Below are 21,862 nucleotides of genomic sequence, written 5' to 3'. Positions count from 1 at the left end.
TTCAATTTTAACTGTTCAGGGAACGGTATATTAAAAGCTGGTTATTGGTAATTACTTCTTCTCCTTCTTTAAGACCATCTGCGATGTAAGTAACATCACCTACCTGTTTCTGTACTTTCACTTCTCTTACTTTCACATCAGTTCTGGATTTAAAAACGACCACAAAACTTTTGTTGTCATCGAAAATTACAGCTTTGGAAGGAACAGTCAGCATGGTATTGCTTTCCAGGCTGGAAACTTTTATGGTGGCTTTACTGTCCGGGATCAACAGCCCATTGGCATTATCCAGAACGACTCTTGCCTGCATGGCATTGGTTTGTGGATCAATGATTTTAAATATTTTATCAATTTTTCCATCAAAAACTTTGTCCGGATAAGAGAGAGTAGATACCTGAGCTCTCATTCCAAGGCTGATTTTGTCAATATCCGATTCGTTAACGTTCATAATTGCCCATACATTGGTTGTATTAGCCACATCGAAGATATTTTCGCTTCGGTCGCTTCTAAGCTGCATATCTTTATTGATACTTTTCTGAACAATATATCCATTAATAGGTGCTACTACACTGTATATATTTCCTGATTTCACATTATAAACAGTGCTTACTGCGGTCGCTCTCTGTAACTGGTCTACGGCCTTCTGAAGCTGGCTTTTTGCTTCCAATACATCTCTTTCTGTATTCAGTTTTCCTTCATAGAGTTCTTTCGCAACCCTAACGTTGTTTTTAGCTACTACAAGGTCAGTCTTAGCATCACTCACGTCTTTTTGAATTTCTGCAAGCTCTGTACTTCTGATAGTTGCGAGTACCTGCCCTTTTCTTACATAATCTCCAAGTTCTACATTTACACTCATTACATTTCCACCTACCAATGGGTAAACATCTATATAACTGTTTTTATCTGCAGAAATTTTCCCGTAAAAGCTGTATTCATCTTCTATATTCTTTTGTTCAACTTTTGCCAGAGAGATAGAATTCAACATGGTATTACTGAGTTCAAAACCTTTTTTAGCCTGGTTTGTTTTCTCTTCGTCTTTTTTTGAGCAAGCTATTAATGATAAAATCATCAATACTGGGATAATATAAGTTTTCATTGTTTAATAGAAGATTTTCGTTTGTACTAATTGGTTAAGTTGTTCTGCCGCCTGCATAATCTCGTTTTTCATATCATAGATCTGAAGTGCAGTTTCACGATAGCTGTCCATAAAATCAGTAAATTCAATGAGATTTACATTTCCTTTTCTAAAGTTGGTCACCATCCCGTTATACACCAGATCCATATTCTGAAGGTCCGTTGTTTTGATATCTACGAGCTGATCATACTGTGCTTTCCAGGTTTTATAGGCAGCCTGTACTTTGGTTTCAAGGGTTAGTTTCTGAAAGTCTGCATTTTTTTGGTTCTGCTGAATAGCATAATTGGCTTTTTCCACATTTCCCTGATTCACTCTCCATAATGGTAAAGGAATCCCTAATGTCAGGTTCGCTTCATTGTTAAAAGTTCCTCCGGCTTGATCCCATGCTGCTCCAACATTAATATCTGGTATATTCATTGATTTCTGCCATTGAGCATAAAGCTTACTGCTATCCACTAATTTCAAATTATATCGATAATCAGCGTTATTTTCCAATGCCTTAGCTTTCAACTCATCTTCATTCCCAAAAGGCTGGGCCACCAATGCCTCTTTGGCTTCAGATTCAGGCATCAAAGGTTCTATATCTTCTGAAATCCCGGTAAGAACTTTCAAATTCTGTTCGAAACCGAGAATATTTTTATTGATCTCAAGCTTGTCATGATTCAGCTGGATGACGAGGCTTTGCAGCCTTACCGCATCCTTAAGAGAAACATTTCCCTTCGCCGACTGTACACGATAGGCACTCAACAGGTCATTCATATACCCTAATTGCTTATCTGTATTGTCAAGCTTTAATTTTTCGTAATAAAGATTAAAATAAGTGGTACGAAGCTGGGCTCTCAAATCCACAAGAAGTTGGGAAAACTGAAGCTGGGCCAGTTCTTTGTTTGATTTTGCAAAGGCAATTTCATTTTTCTTTTTGCCTCCCATATAAATTAACTGGGTAATGCCTGCTCCTTTTGAATGTCCTACATCAAAAAACTTTTTGCCCTGCGGGTTGTAAGCATTGAACTGCCCGCTCAATTGTGGCAATTCCCAGATCTTGGCCTGCAGGATATCAGCATCAGCCATATTGATGTTGTATTGTTCGGCGAGCAGCTGAAGATTGTTCTTCTGGAAGGCTTCTTCGCAGTCCAAAAGAGACATTTGCTGTTGTGCCGCCATGAATGAGGAAACGGCCAGGCACAGCACTGCAATTCTGTTCATTATTTTCTTTTTAAATTACAAAATTGCTCGGATGTGCTTAAAAGAAACTTAAATGAGGCTTAAAAAAATATTAAAATCAGCTTAAACAGGCTATTTGAGATAAGATTGTTACCCTATAGGACATGTAATTTTTCTCCAATGATTGAATTTTTACTTGAAAATTTAATCCGAAGTTTAACTAAAGTGGTAACATCTTTTAAGGATAATTAATAACTATGAAAATTTATTTTTTAAAAACCACGGTGAATTGATTCATGTTCTCTTCAGGAGAAGAATAAAAAATATCTGCATCATGATATTCAAGAATTCTTTTAACAATTCTCAATCCTAAACCGGAACCTGAAATATTCTGAGCATTATTTCCTCTTGTAAAAGCTTCAAATAACTTCGCCTGTTCTTCTTCCGAAATGGTCGCACCATGGGAAATCACGTCAACACTCAGATTATTGCTCGTTTCGGTTATCAGTAGTTTCACTTCTGTAGTGTCAGAATAAACCGCTGCATTTTTAAATAAATTAATAAAAACAATTACCAATAATGATTGGATCCCGCTAATGGTAAGAAAAGCATTTTCAGAAGTTTCTTCGGCAATGAGAAAATCCAGCTTAAGCTCCGGATAACTTTTTTCCACCCCTTCGAAGGCTTCGAAAATCACTTCATCTATCCTTACATCTTCATAAATACTCTGAATATTTTCTTTATCAAACTTAGTAAGCAATAATAGCGAATTCGTCAAATCCGACAACTGGTAAACATCCCGCTGGATTTGCTGCAATGAAGACAATGTCTTAGGAGAATGTTCTTCAAATTTAATCAGGTTTTCCAATTGAAATGCCATTCTTGTAATAGGAGTCCTTATTTCGTGAGAAGCACTTGCTGTAAAATCTTTCTGTGACTGAAAGACATCATTAAGCCGCACAATCATCGTATTAAAGGATTTTGCAAGAACATTTACTTCATCATTAGATTCCTGCACAGGAGATCTGCGTGGTTAATTTATGAGCAGTCACTTCTGAAATCTCCTTGTTCAGATCTTCCAAAGGACGAAGAAACTTTTCCACAAAGTAATAGCTGAAAAAGCCAATAAGGAGTGTACTCATTACATAGGCCGTAATCAAAAGATATTTCAGGAATCCTAACTTTGATTTTCCGTTGGTGTCAAATGCACTCGTAAGAATATAATAGTTTTCACCATTAATGTTTCTCAAGGCTGCATAAATCTCAGGAACGGTTTTTTCAGTGTAAATAATCTTCTTTCTGTCCAGTTCCTTAAGCATTGCACTGTCCCAGGTAACATTACGGTCTTTAATGGTACTGTAGATTAATTCTTTCTGGTCATTGAAAATTAAAATCTTTTCATTCAAAAGAATATTATCTGAGTTTTCATTGAAAAAAATAGGGGCTTCTTCCTCAAAATCTTTAGACTTCGAAATAAAATGAGTTGTAAATTCCAGTCTCTGTCTGAATCTTTCTTTAAATTCATCCCTTCTGAAATCATTGAAAGATAAATAAATCACGGCCATCACCATTCCAAAAAGCAATGAAAAGGCGATACTGATTGTTAAAGCTATCTTTCTTTTTAAAGACATTTATAATGGGCTTAAATAATATCCAAAACCGGAACGGGTATGGATCAATTTTATTTTAAAATCTTTGTCGATCTTTTTTCTTAAGAAATTAATGTATACCTCTACTGTATTGGTATTCGTATTGAAGTTATGTTCCCACACATGTTCAGTAATCTGTTGTTTGGAAACAGTTCTTCCCTGCGCTTCTGCCAGATACACCAATAATTGGAATTCTTTTAACGTAAGGGTTATTTCATTTCCTCCACGATATACTTTCTGTTCTGTTTTATTGATGATAAGGTCATCCACTCTGATGATATCCTGATCAGAAGTATCTGAAGGCATTTTTCTTCTCAACAGAGAATTGATCCTTAAAAGAAGTTCTTCAAACTGGAAAGGTTTTACCAGGTAATCATCGGCCAATCGGGTAAAGGCATCTTTTTTATCCGAAATATCTCCATAGGCGGAGATGATAATGATAGGAGTACTTTTATCAAAAGAACGAATCGTCTGGCAGACATCCAGTCCATTTATTTTGGGAACATTGATGTCAAGCAGGTATAGATCATAAGAATTATTTTTAATCTGGCGAAGAAAAGTTTCTCCATCATAGATTTTATCGCAGGTAAAATGATTGGATTCTAAAAACCGGCAAAGTTCTGCAGAAAGAATGAGATCGTCTTCTAATAAAAGAATATTCATCAAAAATTATTTTACACGAATGTAACGAAAATTTTTATGATGATTACTGATTGCAGGTAAAAGTTGAGAATAATAGTAAACTGTAATTTTTTTCACCATAAAATCTATCCTCTGCTTAATAATATTTAAGTTTTAGAAAGAAGTTCTTTTTTGCATTTTTTAAACAACTGTATAACTATTTTGTTTAATCAATATCAAAATTTCTTTTTGATCTAAGATTAATAATAAAATCTGGGTAAAAAAAATTCCCGAAGAAATTCGGGAGATTCGAGAGCCAACTACGGGACTTGAACCCGTGACCTCTTCCTTACCAAGGAAGCACTCTACCGCTGAGCTAAGTCGGCATTAATTAAAAAAATCACACTGAATAGCGTGATTTTTATTGAGCGGAAGACGGGGGTCGAACCCGCGACATTCAGCTTGGAAGGCTGACGCTCTACCAACTGAGCTACTTCCGCAATTTTGTCTCCAAAATTATTGGTAAACGCTTTGCAAAACTAAGAATTAATTTTTAATTCTGCAAACTTTTTTTCTAATATAAAATGTGGGGAGAGCAGGATTCGAACCTACGAAGCCGAAGCAACTGAGTTACAGTCAGTCCCATTTAGCCACTCTGGAATCTCCCCAGATATTTTATATTAAATTGAGCCTCCAGAGGGATTCGAACCCACGACCCCGAGATTACAAATCACGTGCTCTGGCCAACTGAGCTATGGAGGCAATTTAACAATTAGTCTGAAACTGATAGAGAAACTCTACTCTACACATTTCAGTGTTAAAAAAATCAATTTAAATATTGATTTTGTTGAGCGGAAGACGGGGGTCGAACCCGCGACATTCAGCTTGGAAGGCTGACGCTCTACCAACTGAGCTACTTCCGCGATTTTGTTTACAAAACCATTGGTAAACGCTGTGCAAAACTAAGAATTATTTTTTAATCTTGCAAACTTTTTTTTCAAAAAATATAAGTGGGGAGAGCAGGATTCGAACCTACGAAGCCGAAGCAACTGAGTTACAGTCAGTCCCATTTAGCCACTCTGGAATCTCCCCAAAGATTTATATTTTTATGAGCCTCCAGAGGGATTCGAACCCACGACCCCGAGATTACAAATCACGTGCTCTGGCCAACTGAGCTATGGAGGCAAATATAAAAAAGAATTCAAAAGATCGCTGTTCCTTTTTTGCGAGTGCAAATATAGAACGGATTTTTTGAATTCTCAAATATTTTATAAACTTTTTTTAACTTTTTTTTCTACGCCATTTCTTTTTTCTTGATTAATAGCTTTTTAGCTGTATCAACACAAAGATCCAAACTTTCTTCAAAACTTGCAGATGTCTTCTTTACGACGATATCATCTCCTGGAACCGCCAAAATAATCTCAGCTGTTTTATTAGCTTTATCAGCATTATTTTCTACTTTCAGAAATACTTTACACTCTTGAATTTTATCATAGAATGTATCGAGCTTGCTTACTTTTTTGTCGATGTGTGATTCTAGTGGTTCGTGTGGAGTTAAACCAATTGATTGAACTGAAATCTTCATAATTCTTCTTTTTTAGATGCTCGAGGGTGAGCTTGATTAAACACTTTTTTCAATTGTTCAATATTAGCATTCGTATAGACTTGAGTACTGGCAAGACTGGAATGCCCTAATATTTTTTTTACTTTGGAGATCTCCGCCCCATTGTCCAACACGTGTGTAGCAAAGCTATGACGAAGGATATGAGGACTTTTTTTTCTCTTTTGTTGTTACAAGACTAAGGTACTTATTAACTACCACATAAACAAATTTTTCGTTGAGTTTTTTCCCTTTCTTATTCACAAAAAAATAGACTTGATATTCTGTCTGCGGCTTTCTTATTTCCAAATAATTTTTAAGAAGTACAGACAAGTCTTCAGAAATAGGAATCACTCTTTGTTTATTCCCCTTCCCTATTACTTTTAATTCATTTCCGTCTATATTAACATTTTCAAATATCAGGCCACAAAGCTCTGCTTTTCTCATTCCGGTCTGATAAAGGACTTCCATAATGCATTTTTCCAGGATATCGGGAGTCTGTTCCAGTATCTTGTCATTAAGATCTTCCATTTCTTCTTTAGACATGGGAATTTGCTTCTCTGCATAGAATTTCAGAGAAGACACCCCTTCGGTAGGAGAAACCTTAATTTCACCTATCTTTAGAAGGAAAAGATAAAAACTACGGAGAGAGGATAATTTTCTATTGATACTTCTTTTAGAAATATTGTTTTCGCTAAGATCAACAATAAAGTTTCTGATGATCTTTTTATTGGCTTTGGAAATATCGTCGGAAGATTCTGTTCTGAGATAGAAATAGGAAAAGTCTTCAAGGTCTTTTTTGTAGCTTGTAATGGTATGAGGAGAGTACCTTTTTTCGAATTGTAAGTATTCTAAAAACTTTTCCAGCGTCATGGGATATAAAATAAAAATTCACTTCTCAAATATAAGAATTTAAGAAGTGAATTAATATGTGTTTAAGAAAAATTCTTAAGCCTGCTCTTCCTTGCTAAGTGCTCTTTGCTTGTAAGCAGCTTTCAACTTAGATTGTCTCAAAGTTACAGAAGGCTTGATAAACGCTTGTCTAGATCTTAATTGACGAACTGTACCTGTTTTATCAAATTTTCTTTTGTATTTTTTTAAAGCTCTGTCGATGGATTCACCATCTTTAACTGGAATTATTAACATATTTTACATCTCATTTTGGATTGCAAAACTAGACATTTTTCTCTTGAAATACAAAATATATTACGACAAACAATCATTCTTTATTTCTTTTTAGTCTAAAAAACACAGTGTTAAAAGGCGTTGTCATGAAAAATAATTTTATCCACAATCATCATACATTTTTTTATAATATGGATTTGATTCCCTGAAACTCTTCTATTTAGCAAAAATCCTCTGCTGCTTTTTTTTAATATCACCCACCTATTAGTTAGAGTTGTGATCATCAAAAATAACATACATGAATGAAATATGAACAAAAAGCACTATCTTTGCATTCACTTTATTCTTGGGGTTGACTGGTTTCGACAGCAAGACCAATGGGTAAGTAAGCATGCAGAGAACCGTAGCGCGATCTCTATAATCCCTTGCTACAAAATTTTAACTGGCAACGAAGAGTTCGCTCTTGCAGCTTAATATCGAAGTATAGTAGATCAAGCGTTTTCCCGAAGATTTTAGTAGGGAAGCAAGATATTCCACAAATGCTCTGTTCTGCGGCGTTTGATCCTGGGATATAGGAATGCGGAAATAAGGTTTCAGAAGCTTCGGCTGAAATTCGAAAACCTCAGAAGATAAGTTGGAAGTTGGGTGTCTATCCTCTGCTTTCAATCGAAAACCAATGGTAGAATAAGCATGTAGAAAGCTTATGTATTGCTTGTTTGGACGAGGGTTCGAATCCCTCCAACTCCACATAAACACAAAGAGGCTGTCTCAAAAGAGATAGCCTCTTCAGTATTATTTTATCTTCTTATAGAATTCATATAGTAAATCAATATCTGCTGAACAAAGTATGGGTACAGCACCTGCAAGAACATTCTCATCCCAATCCCACCATTTCATCTCAAGCAGCAATTCAATATGATGTTCACTGAATCTTTTCCTGATGGGCTTCGCAGGATTCCCTGCTACAATTGTATAAGGCTCAACATTTTTAGTTATCAATGTCCGGCTTCCAATCACTGCTCCATCACCAATTTTAACTCCAGCCATCACCATGGCCTCTGTACCAATCCAGACATCATTTCCAATAACTGTATATCCTGCTAACTCAAACGCATCTTTACTATTTTGAAAACACTCTACTTCTGACATATAAAAGAAAGGAAAGCTCGAAATCCAGTCGTAACGATGCCCCTGATTTCCACACATAATAAAACTAGCCCCACTACCTATGGAACTGTAGGAGCCAATAATGAGTTTATCTACATCACCTCTGTCAGGAAGAAGATAACGGGCGCAATCGTCAAAGGAATGTCCATGATAATACCCAGAATAATAGGAATATTTACCGGCGATAATATTGGGATTCTGAATGTGATTTTGTATGATTTTGCCTTTGAAAGGACTTTCAAAGAAATTTTTCATTTTTTAGCTTTTAAATATAACAATAGAAATAAATAGAATAGCTACAAGCCATTCTTTACAAAAAAGTGATTTGTTAATTCAAAAAAGCTAACGTGTTAATTTCATAACACACAAATATAGGTAAAAAAGCGTCAACTTTTCATTCATTTTTGCTTTGAAAAAGACAAAACTTAACCTTTTTTAAACATTTTGACCAGCAAATAAGTCCGTCTATCAGAAATTTAAAATTAAACCCTTATAATACAATCAAATATAAATAGCTGAAAACTAAAAGACTAAACTTAGCTGATATAAAATGAAAGCCCTCTGTCCACAAAAAAGAGTAAAAAAATGTTTTATCGTCAAGAATTTTATATATTTGCACCATCTAACAATTAAAAAAATAATTTACTATGTCAGACATTGCATCAAGAGTAAAAGCTATCATCGCTGATAAGCTTGACGTTGAAGAAACAGAAGTAACTCCTGAAGCTAGCTTCACTAACGATTTAGGAGCAGATTCACTAGATACAGTTGAGTTAATCATGGAATTTGAAAAAGAATTTAACATTCAAATCCCTGATGATCAAGCTGAAAAAATTACTACTGTAGGACACGCTATCGCTTACATCGAAGAAGTAGTAAATAAATAATATTCTTCAACAAAAAGAAATTAAACAAAGTTTATGGAATTAAAAAGAGTAGTTGTAACAGGTTTTGGAGCAATAACGCCAATTGGAAATAATGCAAAAGAATACTGGGAAAATCTTGTGAAAGGTGAGAGCGGAGCCGCTCCGATTACTCTTTTTGATGCCACAAACTTTAAAACCAAGTTCGCTTGTGAAGTGAAAAACTTCGATCCATTGCAGCATTTCGATAAGAAAGAATCTAAAAAAATGGACCGAAACACTCAATTGGGGCTTGTTGCTGCTAGAGAAGCAGTAGAACATTCTGGAATTATTGAAGATAATGTAGATAAAAACAGAGTTGGTGTAATTTGGGGCTCCGGAATCGGAGGTCTGGAAACATTTGAAACGGAAGTTTTAGGATGGGCTAATACCGAAATTCCTAGATTTAACCCTTTCTTTATTCCTAAAATGATTGCAGATATGACGCCTGGTCAGATCTCAATTGAATATGGTTTCCACGGACCTAATTATACTACAGTATCTGCATGTGCATCTTCAGCAAATGCTTTAATTGATTCCAAGATGCTTATCCAATTAGGAAAAGCAGACGTAATTGTGTGCGGGGGCTCTGAAGCAGCCGTAACAGCAAGTGGTGTCGGTGGATTTAATGCAATGATGGCACTTTCTACAAGAAACGATGATCCTACAACAGCTTCAAGACCTTTCGACAAAGACAGAGATGGATTTGTATTAGGTGAAGGTGCTGGATGTATTGTTCTTGAAGAATATGAGCACGCTGTAAAACGTGGTGCTACAATTTATGCAGAATTATTAGGAGGCGGTATGAGTGCAGATGCATATCATATGACGGCTCCACATCCTGAAGGTCTTGGCGCTTATCTGGTAATGAAAAACTGTTTGGAAGATGCAGGTTTAACTGCTGATGAAGTAGATCATATCAACATGCATGGTACTTCTACTCCATTAGGAGATATCGCAGAATCCAATGCAATTTCGAAATTATTAGGCGAGCATGCTTTTGACATTCAGATTAATTCTACAAAATCAATGACAGGCCACCTTCTAGGAGCTGCCGGTGTTATTGAGGCTATCGCTGCGTTAGGAACTATTATTCATGGTATTGTTCCTCCTACCATCAACCATTTTACTGATGATGAAAAGATAGACAGCAGACTAAACTTTACGTTTAATACTGCCGTGAAGAAAGATGTAAAAGTAGCCATGAGCAATACTTTTGGATTTGGCGGGCATAATGCTTGCGTTCTATTTAAGAAAATCTAAATTCAATGAATGGAGTTACAGAAATACTTTTCTAAATTCCTTCTCAAAAAAAGAAAAAGACAATTAACGGAAAGAGATTATTTCCTCAGTACCGAGCTTAGAAGAGTTTTAGGTACAGAGGTACAAAATATTGCTCTTTACCGCGAGGCTTTTTCTTTAAAAAATTCTTCTAAAAATCAAGACAGCAATTACGAGAGGCTTGAATTTTTGGGGGATTCTGTTTTGGGTACAATTATTTCTTGTCATTTGTTCCAGACCTATCCTCAGGCCAATGAAGGGTATCTGACGCAAATGAAATCTAAGATTGTTAATAGGAAAAATCTTAATAAATTAGGCGAAGATCTTAAACTTACAGATCTTCTGCAAAAGCAGAATAATTCGTCAGCTTTAGGAGAGAATATCACCGGCAATTTATTTGAAGCCCTGATTGGCGCTGTTTATTTGGATTTCCATTATGAAGCTTGTAGAAAGATCATTTTGGAAAAACTACTGACGCCTTCTGAAATTAACAAACTTGAGAATAAAATTGTCAGCTACAAAGGCCTCCTGCTCGAATGGAGCCAGAAGAAGAAGGTAAATATAAAGTACGAAACCTGCGAGGAAATACAGGCTAATAAGGCAGTCATGTTTCGTTGTCATGTATGGCTGGGAGATGAAAAGATTGCCAATGCCACAGAAACCTCCAAGAAAAAGGCTGAAGAAAAGGCAGCACAGAGGGCTTTTTATATTTTAAATAAAAAAGAAAACATACTTGGAAATTCAAAAGCTTTATGATCTTGATGATATAGAATTTGAAGATATTGCCATAGGATTGGTAAGATTAGCAAAAGATATACCCGCTCATGAGTTTTTCTACAAAATAAATCAACTAAACAATCTCAGTTTTTCAAGAAAAAAAGACCTGGTCTTTCACGGAGATTATTATGATTATTTTTTCCCAAGGTTTGAGGCTTATCATAAGTTTTCCAAGACCTGTTTCACCTTTATTTCAAATACATCTTCTGAAAGTAAACAAAAAAAAGTTCAAACCGAGCTCTTTACAGAAGAAGAAAACATTAAATTTTTATTAAATAATCAGGTAGATGTGGAATATATTCTACATAGTTCGGATCAGTTTCCTGATTTTTCCGTAATTTTGCTCCCTGAAAATCTTGTGTTTCCAATTCAAGATTATACACTGAGTTCTGATGAGGAACTTTATCAAATTATCCAGTATTATGAATAAGTATTTAAAGAAGACAAAAATTATCGCAACACTAGGGCCTGCTTCGTCATCGAAGGAGGTAATGTTAGATCTGATGAAGGCGGGTGTTGATATTTTCAGAATAAATTTTTCCCATGCAGATTACGACTTAGTTCGAAAGAATATTGAAATAATTAGAGAGCTAAACAACGAGTACGGTTATTCAGTGGGTATCTTAGGAGACCTTCAGGGGCCTAAACTAAGAGTAGGTGTCGTAAAAGAAGGATCATATCTGAACCCTGGAGATATTCTTACTTTCACTAATGAAAAGATGGAAGGAGACTCTACCAAGGTTTATATGACTTATCAACAGTTTCCACAGGATGTAAAAGTAGGGGAAAGAATCCTTATTGATGATGGAAAACTAATGTTGGAGGTTATCGAAACCAATGAAATAGATACTGTAAAAGCAAAAACCATTCAGGGAGGTCCGTTAAGTTCTAAAAAAGGAGTTAATCTACCTAACACAAATGTTTCTCTTCCTGCTTTGACAGAAAAGGATATTCAGGACGCTAATTTCATGCTTGACATGGAGGTAGACTGGATCGCTCTTTCTTTTGTACGTCATGCTCAGGATATCATTGACCTGAAAGAATTAATTGCAAAACATCCAAACGGTAAATTCAAAACTCCAATTATCGCGAAGATTGAAAAGCCTGAAGGGGTTAAAAATATTGAAGAAATCTTATTGGAATGTGACGGACTAATGGTTGCCCGTGGTGACCTAGGAGTTGAAGTTCCAATGGAAGAAGTTCCTGCAATCCAGAAAAATCTGGTAGAGAAAGCAAGATTCTATTCTAAGCCAGTAATTATCGCGACTCAGATGATGGAAACGATGATTAACAGCTTAACACCAACCAGAGCGGAAGTAAATGATGTGGCTAATTCTGTATTGGACGGTGCTGATGCGGTAATGCTTTCAGGTGAAACTTCTGTAGGTAGATATCCGGTACAGGTGGTAGAAAACATGGCTAAAATTGTGAAAAACATTGAAACCACTCACTTCTACCAACACAAAAACGAACCGATTGAAAAAGACTACAACTGCATCGATGAGAGATTCATCACGAACAGAGTATGTCTTGCAGCGGTAAGAATTGCAAAAACAACAAATGTTTCTGCTATCGTTACATTGACTCATTCTGGTTATACAGCTTTCCAGCTTGCAGCTCACAGACCCAACTCTCACATCATTGTATACAGTGGTAACAGAAGAGTAATTACCATGCTGAACCTTCTTTGGGGTGTTCACGCTTACTATTACGATATGAAGAAGTCTACTGATGAGACAATTATCCAGGTAAATATGTTAACGCATAATTACGGGTATATCGAAACAGGTGACTTCGTTATTAACATCAATGCGACTCCATCGTATGAAGGTGGTAAAACGAATACGTTGAGATTAACAACAGTATAAGCAATAAGCAATAAGCAATAAGCAATAAGCAATAAGCAAAATTACTTTTTGTCTAAACATAAAAAAACTCCCGGAAATTAATTTCCGGGAGTTTTTATTTTTATAATGTAAAGAGTATAGATTATCTCGGTATATTTAAAAAAAATAATTTGTCATTGACTACGTCGAATCTTCGATTTCTGAACGAAACGTAGTGAATTGAAGAATCACAGAGATTCCTCCATCCCTCGGAACGACAATTTTAGGTTTTAGTTTCCTACGATGGTCTTTGCTGTTACAAACTCTTTTAAAGCGTGTAAAGACAGCTCTGTTCCATATCCGGAAGCCTTGGATCCACCAAAAGGGAAACGAGGGTCAGAACTGGTCATTCTATTGATATTAACGGTTCCTGATTCAAGGTTTTCGATAAAGAATAACTGGCGCTCTTTATTTTGAGTCCAAACGGAGTTTGAAAGTCCGAAAGGAATATCATTAGCAATCTGTAATGCTTCTTCAGCATCCTTTGCAATCATCACCATTCCAAGAGGCCCAAAAAGCTCTTCTTTGAGAATTGGATTACCTTCTTTAACTCTTATTAAACCAGGCTTAAATTGGTTCTCTGAAATTCTTTCCAAAGGAAGAATAATTTCGGCTCCATTCTCCAATGCTCTGTTGAATTGAGCTTCTAATTCATCGGCTAAGTCTGGTCTTGCCATTCCTGCTAATTTGGTTTCTTTATCGAATGGATCTCCGATTTCATATTTTTTATATTCTTCAATGAAGATCGGTAAAAACTGGTCTTCAATCTTTTCATCAAGGATAAATCTTTTCGCCGCTGTGCAGGTCTGACCACAGTTTTGAAGTCTTGACTTTGCTCCAGCTTTTGCTGCTGCTTCAAGATCTCCATCTTCAAAAATGATGAATGCATCACTTCCTCCCAGCTCAAGTAAAGATTTTTTGATATTTAAACCAGCAATTGAAGCTACTTCACCTCCTGCTTTTCCGCTTCCTGTAAGGCTTACTCCTTTTACAGCATCATGTTCAAGGATTTCTTTTACGGCTTTGTGTCCTACTTCAAGATTCTGAAACACTCCTTCCGGAAAACCAGCTTCCAACAAAACTTCTTCTATTGCATTACCACTTCCAAAACAGATTGAAGCATGTTTTAAAACCACCGTATTTCCTGCTAAGATTGCGGGAACTGCGAACCTCAACACTTGCCAGAAAGGAAAGTTCCAGGGCATTACTCCCAGGATTACTCCCTTCGGAGCATAATGAACTTCAGAATAGGTAAATTCGGATTCTATTTTTTCAGGTTTTAAAATGTTTTCGGCATCAGCATAATAATTCATCATTAAAGCACATTTCTCTACCTCAGCAATGGATTCCGAAATGGGTTTATTCATTTCAGTAGTAATGATCCTTCCAAATTTCTCTGAATTATTTTTTAATATTTCTGCGGCTTTTGCGATTAACTTCTGCTTTTCTTCAAACGGCACTTTTCGCCACACTGAAAACATTTCGTCTGCTTTAATAAGCTTGTTTTCAATTAATTGTTCCATAATATAAATTCTGTTTTTAAATTCAGCTAATGAATTTATGAGCGCTTTTATTTTAAAAGCACGATAAAGTCAGCAAATTCTATTCCTTAAGGGATAATAAAAGAATGATTTTCTCTATCGGAAGAATATAGCTTTATCTTACATCATTAGCCATTCATTCACCAGACAAGCTGCCAGCCTTGCCGTCCTGTCCTGAATATCGAAAGACGGATTGACTTCTGCCACATCCAGCGCAACCAGTTTTTTGTTTTTTAAGATATGCCTGTAAAAATGCATAAAGGTTGCATCTGCAAAGATACCATTATATGCTGAAGCTGAAACCCCCGGAGCAATAGATGCATTAAAAACATCCATACAAATAGTGAGATAGGCAAAATCTACACTCTCCAACAGGTCATCAATACGCTGATAGACGGAAGGAAGGTTTTGAAAAAATAATTCATCGGAAAGAATATACTTCATTCCATACTGATGTGCGGTATCAAAAAGTTTTAAAGTATTTGAATTCCTTTGAATTCCGATGTGAAGGGAGTTGATAGGTCCTTCCTGAGCGATTTGCCAGAATCCGGTTCCTGAGCTTGGCCCTACTCCTTTTTCCGGCTGCCTGTTATCAAAGTGGGCATCAATATTGATAATTCCTATTTTTTGCTCCGGAAAGGCTGTTTTAATCCCCAAATAATGAGCATAGGTCACTTCATGACCACCACCCAAAACAAGTGATTTTCCACCCTTTAAAAGAACTTTTGAGACATTTTTAGCAAGATTGTTCTGAGTATTCTCCAGATTACCATCTTCACAGGTAACGTTCCCAAAATCCAGCATAGCGAAATTGGGAAGAATAACAGGAAAATTAGCCATATTTTTACGGATCACATTGGGAGCTTCCTTAGCCCCCTGGCGCCCTCTATTTCTCCTGACTCCTTCATCCACGGCAAAACCATGCAAAACGAAATCATTCGGTAAAATATTGTCATAATTCTGTTCTTCTTTTACTCTCTGAAAGAGTCTGTGGAAAAGAAGTTCTTCTCCATCTAATCTACCCTGCCAAATATTTTGAAACATAATTCTTTAAAATTCAATTTTAGTCACATCATTCTAATCAGTAAAGCTAATTAATATTGTTTAGATAAAAAAACTCCTTTTATATATTATCTAAATGAATCTTATTTTATAGAAAAATTTTATTCCTGTCTCTATAATTTTAACAAAAATGTGGAAGAGTTTCTCTTCCACATTTTATCTTAAACAGCATTATTGTAATACTTAAAATACTGCCAATATTTGTCTTTAAAGATTCTGAATGAGGTGCTATATTCCGGAGTGTTATCTTTTATATTTTTAAAAACTTTAGAAATTGCCCTAAAATCTTTACCCGCAAAATAGCTTTCTTTAATATTATCCGCAGTTTCCCTGCCTATATACAGATACCCTTTCTCTTTTAGGTTTTCAATGGCTTTATCTTCAATATCACCTAATTTTTCAAAATCTTCCTGCTCAGGAAGCCCATCATTATTCTCGCCGTTATAATGAAATTTCAGTACAGAAATCCATGGATAGGAAGCTTTTGCATCATAATTCAGCAATGGAAGATTCATACAGGCAATAAGGGGTCTTTCATCACCCAAGGTTGCCCTGAGGATAGAAAATTGTTCATCCACATCTGCTCTCTTTACACTTTTATATTTTTCTGTAAATTCTCTTTCCCTCCATAGTAGAAAATCCTTCAGCTTTTCAATGGGGACAAGTTCTTTTTGAGCATGATCTTTTCCTACCACGGTAAACGTATCAATCTGGGTGGCAAAATTCAATTCACCTAAAAAATTATCTAAAAAAATACAAACTCCTGTTGTAACAGCGTCTTTATTTTCAGTATTTCCATTGTAAACAAAAACCAAATCAATCTCGTCAGGATATTCTTCCTGTTCATTGGAATAGAAAAAGATGTTATCTTTTGTAAATGTGTAATCGCCCATGGTAACGTTTACATTCTTTATATCCATTGCAGGTTTCAATGCGGTAAACTTCCAGTGATCGAGTTTAGGAGCAGCTTCAATAAGTTCTTCAATGAAAACAACATTTCTGATCTCACCATCTGCCGTAAGCACCAATTCTGCTGTGGAATCATCACTCATCCCAGTCAGAAAATAATAACCATCATTGATTTCGGTGAGCCTGGGAACAATTTGGTCAAAAAATTCTTTCTCAATTGCTTCCTGACCGCCATTTTTAACGACTTCATAAAAGTCTTTTTCTTTTGTTAAAAACCAGTTCCAAAAACCTCTATAATCAAGTTCTTTTTCTAATTGCCTTTCTTCCATTTTGATTAAGTTTTTTATATTTTAACCTACCTGTTTTCCATCAATGTAAACATGTTCAGCTTTAAGACTTCCTTGATTATAAAGAACATTCTGGAAATTATTGGTTTTAAAAGTCACAAAATCTGCTTTTTTACCTGCTTCAAGTTTTCCTCTGTCTTCAAGATTAAGAGCATAAGCAGCACGATAAGTCATTCCTGCCAATACTTCAGCGGTTGTCAGTTTTTGAAATGTTGCTAAAATAGAAGCTTGAGTGATTAAGTTCCCCATAGGAGCGGATCCCGGATTCCAGTCACTTGCTATGGCTACGATAGCTCCTGCATCTAATAATTTTCTTGCTGGTGTAAATTTTTCACCTAATCCTAAACTTGCTCCCGGAAGCGCTGTTGCAACAGTGTCAGATTGAGCTAGGAAGTCTATATCTTCATCAATAGTTGCTTCCAAATGGTCCGCTGATTTTGCCCCTACTTCTACCGCAATTCTTGAACTTCCTGGTGTAAATTGGTCTGCATGAACCGTTATCCCGAAACCTAAATCTTTAGTTTTAAGGAGAAATTCTTTACTTTCTTCAGGCTGGAATGCTGATTTTTCAATAAAGATATCTACCCGTTTTGCAAGATTCTCTTCTTTTACTTTAGGAAGAATTTCAGTAAGGATATAGTTCAGATATTCCGGATTGCTGCCTTCAAAATCTCTTGGTTTTAAATGTGCGGAAAGACAGGTAGGAACTAATGTTGCTTTTGTTGATTCCTGTGCTTTTTTAATGATTCTAAGCATTTTCAACTCGTTATCAACATCCAGCCCATAGCCACTCTTTACTTCAATCGTTGTAATCCCAAGATCTACAAGAAATTTGATTCTTTCCAACAGAGTTTTCAGTAATTCTTCTTCCGAAGCATTTCTTGTATGTTGTACAGAACTCCAGATCCCGCCGCCACTTTCCGCAATTTCCAGATAAGTTTTACCTGCATTACGCATCGCAAAGTCATTGGCACGGTTTCCTCCGAAACAAATGTGTGTATGCGAATCTACAAAAGCCGGCAGTATCACCTGTTCTCCTTCAATGGGGTCTATTTCTATTGCCGGATTTTCATTTTTTAAAGTTTCAAAATCACCAATTCTCTGAATGGTACCATTTTCAACTAGTATTCCTCCATCAACAATAATTTCTAATTGTTCATCGGCAAGTTTTCCTCTTAATGGAAGATTGGCAAGTGTCACAACCTGCTTAAATGGGCCTATTAATTTCATTTATTTAGGTTAAAGGTTAGAAAGTGAATGATCTCTGTCTGCAATTCCAATACAACAAAGGATGCGTTCAAAATGAAATCATTCAAATTTTAATTTTCCTCTCAAAAATACTTAAAATATCTCAATTTTGCTCTTATTCTCACTCTAAACCTCAGCCTTCATCCTAATCTCAATTTCAAATTCACCTTTTCTCAATCTTCATTTCAATCTTAGCCTAAATTTGTTATCTTTGAGGTAAATGAAATGAATTAATGCCAGATTTTTTACATCCAGATAAGGATAACTACTCTCGAGAGGAGTTGATGCAGGAAGAACAAATTCGTCCCCAAAGCTTTAAAGATTTTGCGGGACAGAGAAAGACGCTGGAAAATCTTGAGGTTTTTGTGACGGCTGCCAAAAGACGAGGCGGTGCACTGGATCATGTCCTTTTACATGGCCCACCAGGTTTGGGGAAAACAACGTTAGCCAACATTATAGCCAATGAACTTGGAGTAAACTGTAAGATTACTTCAGGTCCTGTATTGGATAAACCGGGAAGTTTAGCTGGTTTATTAACCAATCTGGAAGAAAATGACGTTCTTTTCATTGATGAGATTCACCGCCTTTCTCCGGTTGTGGAAGAATATCTGTATTCGGCAATGGAAGACTATAAGATTGATATTATGCTGGAAACAGGTCCTAATGCCAGAAGTGTACAAATCGGACTGAATCCTTTCACCCTAGTGGGGGCAACCACCAGAAGCGGCATGCTGACGAAACCAATGCTTGCCAGATTTGGTATTCAAAGCAGGCTGGAGTACTACTCTATTGAACTTTTATCAACAATTATTCAGAGGAGCGCACGAGTTCTAGGAGTAGCCATTTATGAAGATGCTGCTATTGAGATTGCCAGAAGAAGCCGTGGAACTCCAAGAATTGCCAACGCTTTATTGAGAAGAGTGCGTGACTTTGCTGAAATTAAAGGAAATGGTGAGATTGAGATCAAGATTACCAAATATGCTCTGGATTCTTTAAATGTAGATGAGTTTGGATTAGATGAAATGGATAATAAGATCATGCGTGTTATGATTGAAAACTTCAAGGGAAAACCGGTTGGAATTTCTGCTTTGGCAACATCCATCGGAGAAAATCCGGAAACGCTGGAGGAAGTGTATGAACCTTTTTTGATTCAGGAAGGGTTTATTATCAGGACGCCGAGAGGTAGAGAGGTTACTGATAAGGCGTATCAGCATTTAAATATTTCAAGACCAAGAAATCCGGGAGAACTTTTTTAGTTGAAGGTTTTTGGTTCAAAGTTTTGAGTTTAAGATTTAAAAGAATAGTTGTTAGTTTATGTTTGTTCCTAAATTGTATAGAAGCGAAGATCTGGATGTGATGAGAGAAATTATCAAAGAGAATTCTTTTGCATTGCTCATTTCTTCTGTTGATAAAATTCGTGCTACACATTCCATGATGATGCTGAATGAAAATGATCCGGAAAATTCTTATATTGAAACTCATATTTCCAGAGCTAATCCACAGGCCAAAACCCTGAAAAACGGTGATGAAGTATTGTGTGATTTTTTAGGCGCCCATACTTACATTTCCAGCAGCTGGTATGATCACATTAATGTTTCCACATGGAATTATGAAGCGGTACAGATCTATGGAAAAGTTGAGCTGATGAATCAGGATGAATTATATGCTCATCTGGACAAGTTAACTACGAAATATGAAAATTTTCAGCAATGTCCCATGATGGTAAAAGATATGGGAAGGGAATTTGTAGAAAAGGAAATGAAAGGAGCTTTTGGGATTAAAGTAATTCCAACGGAAATATTCATCAAACAAAAACTTTCTCAGAACCGGAAGGAAAATGATTTTAACAATATCATTTCACAACTGGAACAATCGGATGCCCAGGCTCAGAAAATTGCTGAGAAAATGAAATTAATAAAGAAATAAATCAAAATATATATGAAGTTATATCCAATACAATGTGGAAAATTTAAACTGGATGGCGGTGCTATGTTTGGCGTCGTCCCAAAGAGTCTGTGGGAAAAAACAAATCCTGCAGACGAAAAAAACCTAATCGAGTTGGGAACCCGTTCCCTGCTTATAGAAGATGGAAAAAAACTGATCCTGGTAGATTGCGGCCTGGGAAACAAGCAGGATGATAAATTCTTCGGGCATTATTCGCTTTGGGGAGATGATACTTTAGATAAAAATTTAAAAAAATATGGTTTTGTAAAGGAAGATATTACAGATGTATTCCTTACTCACCTTCACTTTGACCACTGTGGTGGCGCTATAGAATGGAATGATGACAGAACAGGATACAGGCCTGCTTTTAAAAACGCTCATTTCTGGACGAATGAAAACCACTGGCAATGGGCAACAGAACCAAATGCAAGGGAAAAAGCAAGCTTTTTGAAAGAAAACATCATGCCTATGCAAGAAAGCGGGCAGCTGAACTTTTTACCGCTTCCTACCACCGGAAATTATGGTTTTGCTCCTGATCTTAAAATGGATGTCATTTTTGTAGACGGACATACGGAAAAGCAAATGCTCCCGGTAATCCAGTATCAGGAAAAAACAGTTGTTTTTGCTGCAGACCTTATTCCTACCGCAGGCCACATCAATCAGGTATATGTAATGGGATATGATACAAGACCTCTTTTAACACTGGAAGAAAAAGGAAAATTCCTGAAACAGTGTGTAGATAATGAATATTTATTATTCTTTGAACATGATGCTCATCATGAGCTAGCTAGTCTTAAAATGACTGAAAAAGGAGTAAGGATTGACGAAACGTTCAGTTTTAATGATGTTTTTGGTTATTAATTTTTAATTATGGAAGAATTACATTCAGAGGGCCAACAGGCAGAGCCGCCCGCACCCAAGATCATTGGTCTAACGGGAGGAATTGGCTCAGGAAAAACTACAGTTGCCAAATACATTGAAGAATTTGGCTTTCCGGTTTATTATTCTGATGACCGGGCAAAAGATATTGTAAATGACAGTGAAGAACTAAAAATTAAGATCAAAGAACTTCTGGGTGAAGAAGCTTATGATGAAAACGGCCAATACGATAGAAAGTTTGTAGCAGGTAAAGTTTTCAATAATAAAGATCTTCTTCAGCAGCTGAATGAAATCATTCATCCTGCTGTACGTATTGATTTTGAACAATGGGTAAAGAAACAGACCAAATATCTGGTTTTTAAAGAAACTGCATTATTATTTGAATTAAGACTTAACAGACAATGCTATAAGTCTCTTCTGGTAACTGCAGAGGATAATATCAGAATCAAAAGGGTAATGGACAGAGATAACAAAACCTACCGTGAAGTAGAGGCTGTTATGGAAAAGCAAATGCCTGAAAGGGATAAGATCAAAGTGGCGGACTGTATCATTTACAATAACACCAATCTGGAAGAGCTAAAAGAACAGACAGAAAAAGTCATCTTTGCTATTGAATAATAAATGGTTA

The 21,862-nt window shown here is 36.2% G+C and carries 21 protein-coding genes, 7 tRNA genes, 1 other RNA gene and 1 pseudogene; 10 read left to right on the top strand and 20 right to left on the bottom strand.

What is annotated here, in order from left to right; translation table 11 throughout:
• Window positions 1-7: 7 nt before the first annotated feature.
• The 15 genes and pseudogenes from H5J24_RS01005 to rpsU all read right to left on the bottom strand — a co-directional run bounded on the left by H5J24_RS01005 (window position 8) and on the right by rpsU (window position 7,312).
• Window positions 8-1,093: an efflux RND transporter periplasmic adaptor subunit gene (locus H5J24_RS01005; RefSeq protein WP_068944781.1), complete on the bottom strand. Its 1,086-nt coding sequence runs from the start codon at window positions 1,091-1,093 to the stop codon at window positions 8-10.
• 3 nt (window positions 1,094-1,096) lie between these two features.
• A complete protein-coding gene (locus tag H5J24_RS01000; RefSeq protein ID WP_082811291.1) occupies window positions 1,097-2,338 on the bottom strand; it encodes a TolC family protein in 1,242 nt (413 codons plus the stop codon).
• A 223-nt stretch (window positions 2,339-2,561) separates the two neighbouring features.
• Window positions 2,562-3,314, bottom strand: coding sequence for a sensor histidine kinase (locus tag H5J24_RS00995; RefSeq protein WP_232815970.1), 753 nt, complete (start codon window positions 3,312-3,314; stop codon window positions 2,562-2,564).
• On the bottom strand, window positions 3,301-3,927 hold the full coding sequence (locus H5J24_RS00990; protein ID WP_232815969.1) for a hypothetical protein: 627 nt from the start codon (window positions 3,925-3,927) through the stop codon (window positions 3,301-3,303). Before H5J24_RS00990 ends, H5J24_RS00995 begins: the two co-directional genes overlap by 14 nt.
• Window positions 3,928-4,608: a response regulator transcription factor gene (locus H5J24_RS00985; protein ID WP_068944783.1), complete on the bottom strand. Its 681-nt coding sequence runs from the start codon at window positions 4,606-4,608 to the stop codon at window positions 3,928-3,930. It lies immediately after the preceding gene.
• Window positions 4,609-4,880: 272 nt separating this feature from the next.
• Window positions 4,881-4,952, bottom strand: a tRNA-Thr gene (locus H5J24_RS00980).
• A gap of 41 nt (window positions 4,953-4,993) precedes the next feature.
• A tRNA-Gly gene (locus tag H5J24_RS00975) sits at window positions 4,994-5,066 on the bottom strand.
• Window positions 5,067-5,153: 87 nt separating this feature from the next.
• A tRNA-Tyr gene (locus H5J24_RS00970) sits at window positions 5,154-5,234 on the bottom strand.
• Between the two features lie 20 nt (window positions 5,235-5,254).
• A tRNA-Thr gene (locus H5J24_RS00965) sits at window positions 5,255-5,328 on the bottom strand.
• An 88-nt stretch (window positions 5,329-5,416) separates the two neighbouring features.
• Window positions 5,417-5,489 (bottom strand) — tRNA-Gly (locus tag H5J24_RS00960).
• A gap of 88 nt (window positions 5,490-5,577) precedes the next feature.
• Window positions 5,578-5,658, bottom strand: a tRNA-Tyr gene (locus H5J24_RS00955).
• Between the two features lie 19 nt (window positions 5,659-5,677).
• Window positions 5,678-5,751: transfer RNA gene (locus H5J24_RS00950), tRNA-Thr, on the bottom strand.
• 109 nt (window positions 5,752-5,860) lie between these two features.
• A complete protein-coding gene (locus H5J24_RS00945) occupies window positions 5,861-6,151 on the bottom strand; it encodes an HPF/RaiA family ribosome-associated protein (protein WP_034693158.1) in 291 nt (96 codons plus the stop codon).
• Window positions 6,148-7,039: pseudogene (locus H5J24_RS00940) on the bottom strand (tyrosine-type recombinase/integrase). The gene H5J24_RS00945 and the pseudogene H5J24_RS00940 overlap by 4 nt, the downstream one beginning before the upstream one ends.
• A gap of 75 nt (window positions 7,040-7,114) precedes the next feature.
• Window positions 7,115-7,312 (bottom strand): 30S ribosomal protein S21, encoded by a 198-nt coding sequence (gene rpsU / locus H5J24_RS00935; protein WP_045501128.1) that lies wholly within the window; start codon window positions 7,310-7,312, stop codon window positions 7,115-7,117.
• 327 nt (window positions 7,313-7,639) lie between these two features.
• Here rpsU and ssrA point away from each other — a divergent pair.
• Window positions 7,640-8,041, top strand: a transfer-messenger RNA (tmRNA) gene (ssrA, locus tag H5J24_RS00930).
• 42 nt (window positions 8,042-8,083) lie between these two features.
• Here the strand turns inward: ssrA and catB are convergent.
• A complete protein-coding gene (gene catB, locus H5J24_RS00925) occupies window positions 8,084-8,713 on the bottom strand; it encodes a type B chloramphenicol O-acetyltransferase (protein WP_068944785.1) in 630 nt (209 codons plus the stop codon).
• Window positions 8,714-9,105: 392 nt separating this feature from the next.
• Between catB and H5J24_RS00920 the strand changes: the two genes are divergently transcribed.
• From H5J24_RS00920 to pyk, 5 genes are read left to right on the top strand one after another with little or no spacing between them, the layout of a single operon-like run.
• Window positions 9,106-9,345, top strand: coding sequence for an acyl carrier protein (locus H5J24_RS00920; RefSeq protein ID WP_002976354.1), 240 nt, complete (start codon window positions 9,106-9,108; stop codon window positions 9,343-9,345).
• A gap of 33 nt (window positions 9,346-9,378) precedes the next feature.
• Window positions 9,379-10,623: a beta-ketoacyl-ACP synthase II gene (gene fabF, locus H5J24_RS00915; protein WP_068944786.1), complete on the top strand. Its 1,245-nt coding sequence runs from the start codon at window positions 9,379-9,381 to the stop codon at window positions 10,621-10,623.
• Window positions 10,624-10,632: 9 nt separating this feature from the next.
• Entirely contained in the window at window positions 10,633-11,397 is a 765-nt protein-coding gene (rnc, locus tag H5J24_RS00910; RefSeq protein WP_068944787.1) for a ribonuclease III, read from the top strand.
• Window positions 11,375-11,848 (top strand): IPExxxVDY family protein, encoded by a 474-nt coding sequence (locus H5J24_RS00905; protein WP_068944788.1) that lies wholly within the window; start codon window positions 11,375-11,377, stop codon window positions 11,846-11,848. Before rnc ends, H5J24_RS00905 begins: the two co-directional genes overlap by 23 nt.
• A complete protein-coding gene (gene pyk / locus H5J24_RS00900; protein ID WP_068944789.1) occupies window positions 11,841-13,286 on the top strand; it encodes a pyruvate kinase in 1,446 nt (481 codons plus the stop codon). The genes H5J24_RS00905 and pyk overlap by 8 nt, the downstream gene beginning before the upstream one ends.
• Window positions 13,287-13,534: 248 nt before the next feature.
• Here the strand turns inward: pyk and H5J24_RS00895 are convergent, their stop codons facing one another.
• The 4 genes from H5J24_RS00895 to hutI all read right to left on the bottom strand — a co-directional run bounded on the left by H5J24_RS00895 (window position 13,535) and on the right by hutI (window position 18,393).
• Window positions 13,535-14,827: an aldehyde dehydrogenase family protein gene (locus tag H5J24_RS00895; RefSeq protein ID WP_068944790.1), complete on the bottom strand. Its 1,293-nt coding sequence runs from the start codon at window positions 14,825-14,827 to the stop codon at window positions 13,535-13,537.
• Between the two features lie 138 nt (window positions 14,828-14,965).
• Window positions 14,966-15,889, bottom strand: coding sequence for a formimidoylglutamase (gene hutG / locus H5J24_RS00890; protein WP_068944791.1), 924 nt, complete (start codon window positions 15,887-15,889; stop codon window positions 14,966-14,968).
• A gap of 179 nt (window positions 15,890-16,068) precedes the next feature.
• A complete protein-coding gene (locus H5J24_RS00885; RefSeq protein ID WP_068944792.1) occupies window positions 16,069-17,145 on the bottom strand; it encodes a DUF695 domain-containing protein in 1,077 nt (358 codons plus the stop codon).
• A gap of 21 nt (window positions 17,146-17,166) precedes the next feature.
• Window positions 17,167-18,393, bottom strand: a complete 1,227-nt coding sequence (gene hutI, locus H5J24_RS00880) for an imidazolonepropionase (protein WP_068944793.1) — start codon at window positions 18,391-18,393, stop codon at window positions 17,167-17,169.
• 251 nt (window positions 18,394-18,644) lie between these two features.
• Here hutI and ruvB point away from each other — a divergent pair, with 251 nt between their 5' ends.
• Genes ruvB through coaE form a run of 4 tightly spaced genes read left to right on the top strand, consistent with a single transcriptional unit; the run spans window position 18,645 to window position 21,852 of the window.
• Window positions 18,645-19,667, top strand: a complete 1,023-nt coding sequence (gene ruvB / locus H5J24_RS00875) for a Holliday junction branch migration DNA helicase RuvB (protein WP_068944794.1) — start codon at window positions 18,645-18,647, stop codon at window positions 19,665-19,667.
• 58 nt (window positions 19,668-19,725) lie between these two features.
• A complete protein-coding gene (locus H5J24_RS00870) occupies window positions 19,726-20,337 on the top strand; it encodes an FMN-binding negative transcriptional regulator (protein ID WP_068944795.1) in 612 nt (203 codons plus the stop codon).
• Window positions 20,338-20,349: 12 nt separating this feature from the next.
• The gene (locus tag H5J24_RS00865; protein ID WP_068944796.1) at window positions 20,350-21,216 is read left to right on the top strand and encodes an MBL fold metallo-hydrolase; all 867 of its coding nucleotides are present in this window, start codon (window positions 20,350-20,352) and stop codon (window positions 21,214-21,216) included.
• 9 nt (window positions 21,217-21,225) lie between these two features.
• Window positions 21,226-21,852 (top strand): dephospho-CoA kinase, encoded by a 627-nt coding sequence (coaE, locus tag H5J24_RS00860; protein ID WP_068944797.1) that lies wholly within the window; start codon window positions 21,226-21,228, stop codon window positions 21,850-21,852.
• The last annotated feature ends 10 nt before the right edge of the window (window positions 21,853-21,862 follow it).

The organism is Chryseobacterium capnotolerans (assembly GCF_021278965.1).
Taxonomy (GTDB): domain Bacteria; phylum Bacteroidota; class Bacteroidia; order Flavobacteriales; family Weeksellaceae; genus Chryseobacterium; species Chryseobacterium capnotolerans.
The sequence above is the reverse complement of the archived record's forward strand: the minus strand, read 5'-3'. Positions and strand labels throughout refer to the sequence as shown.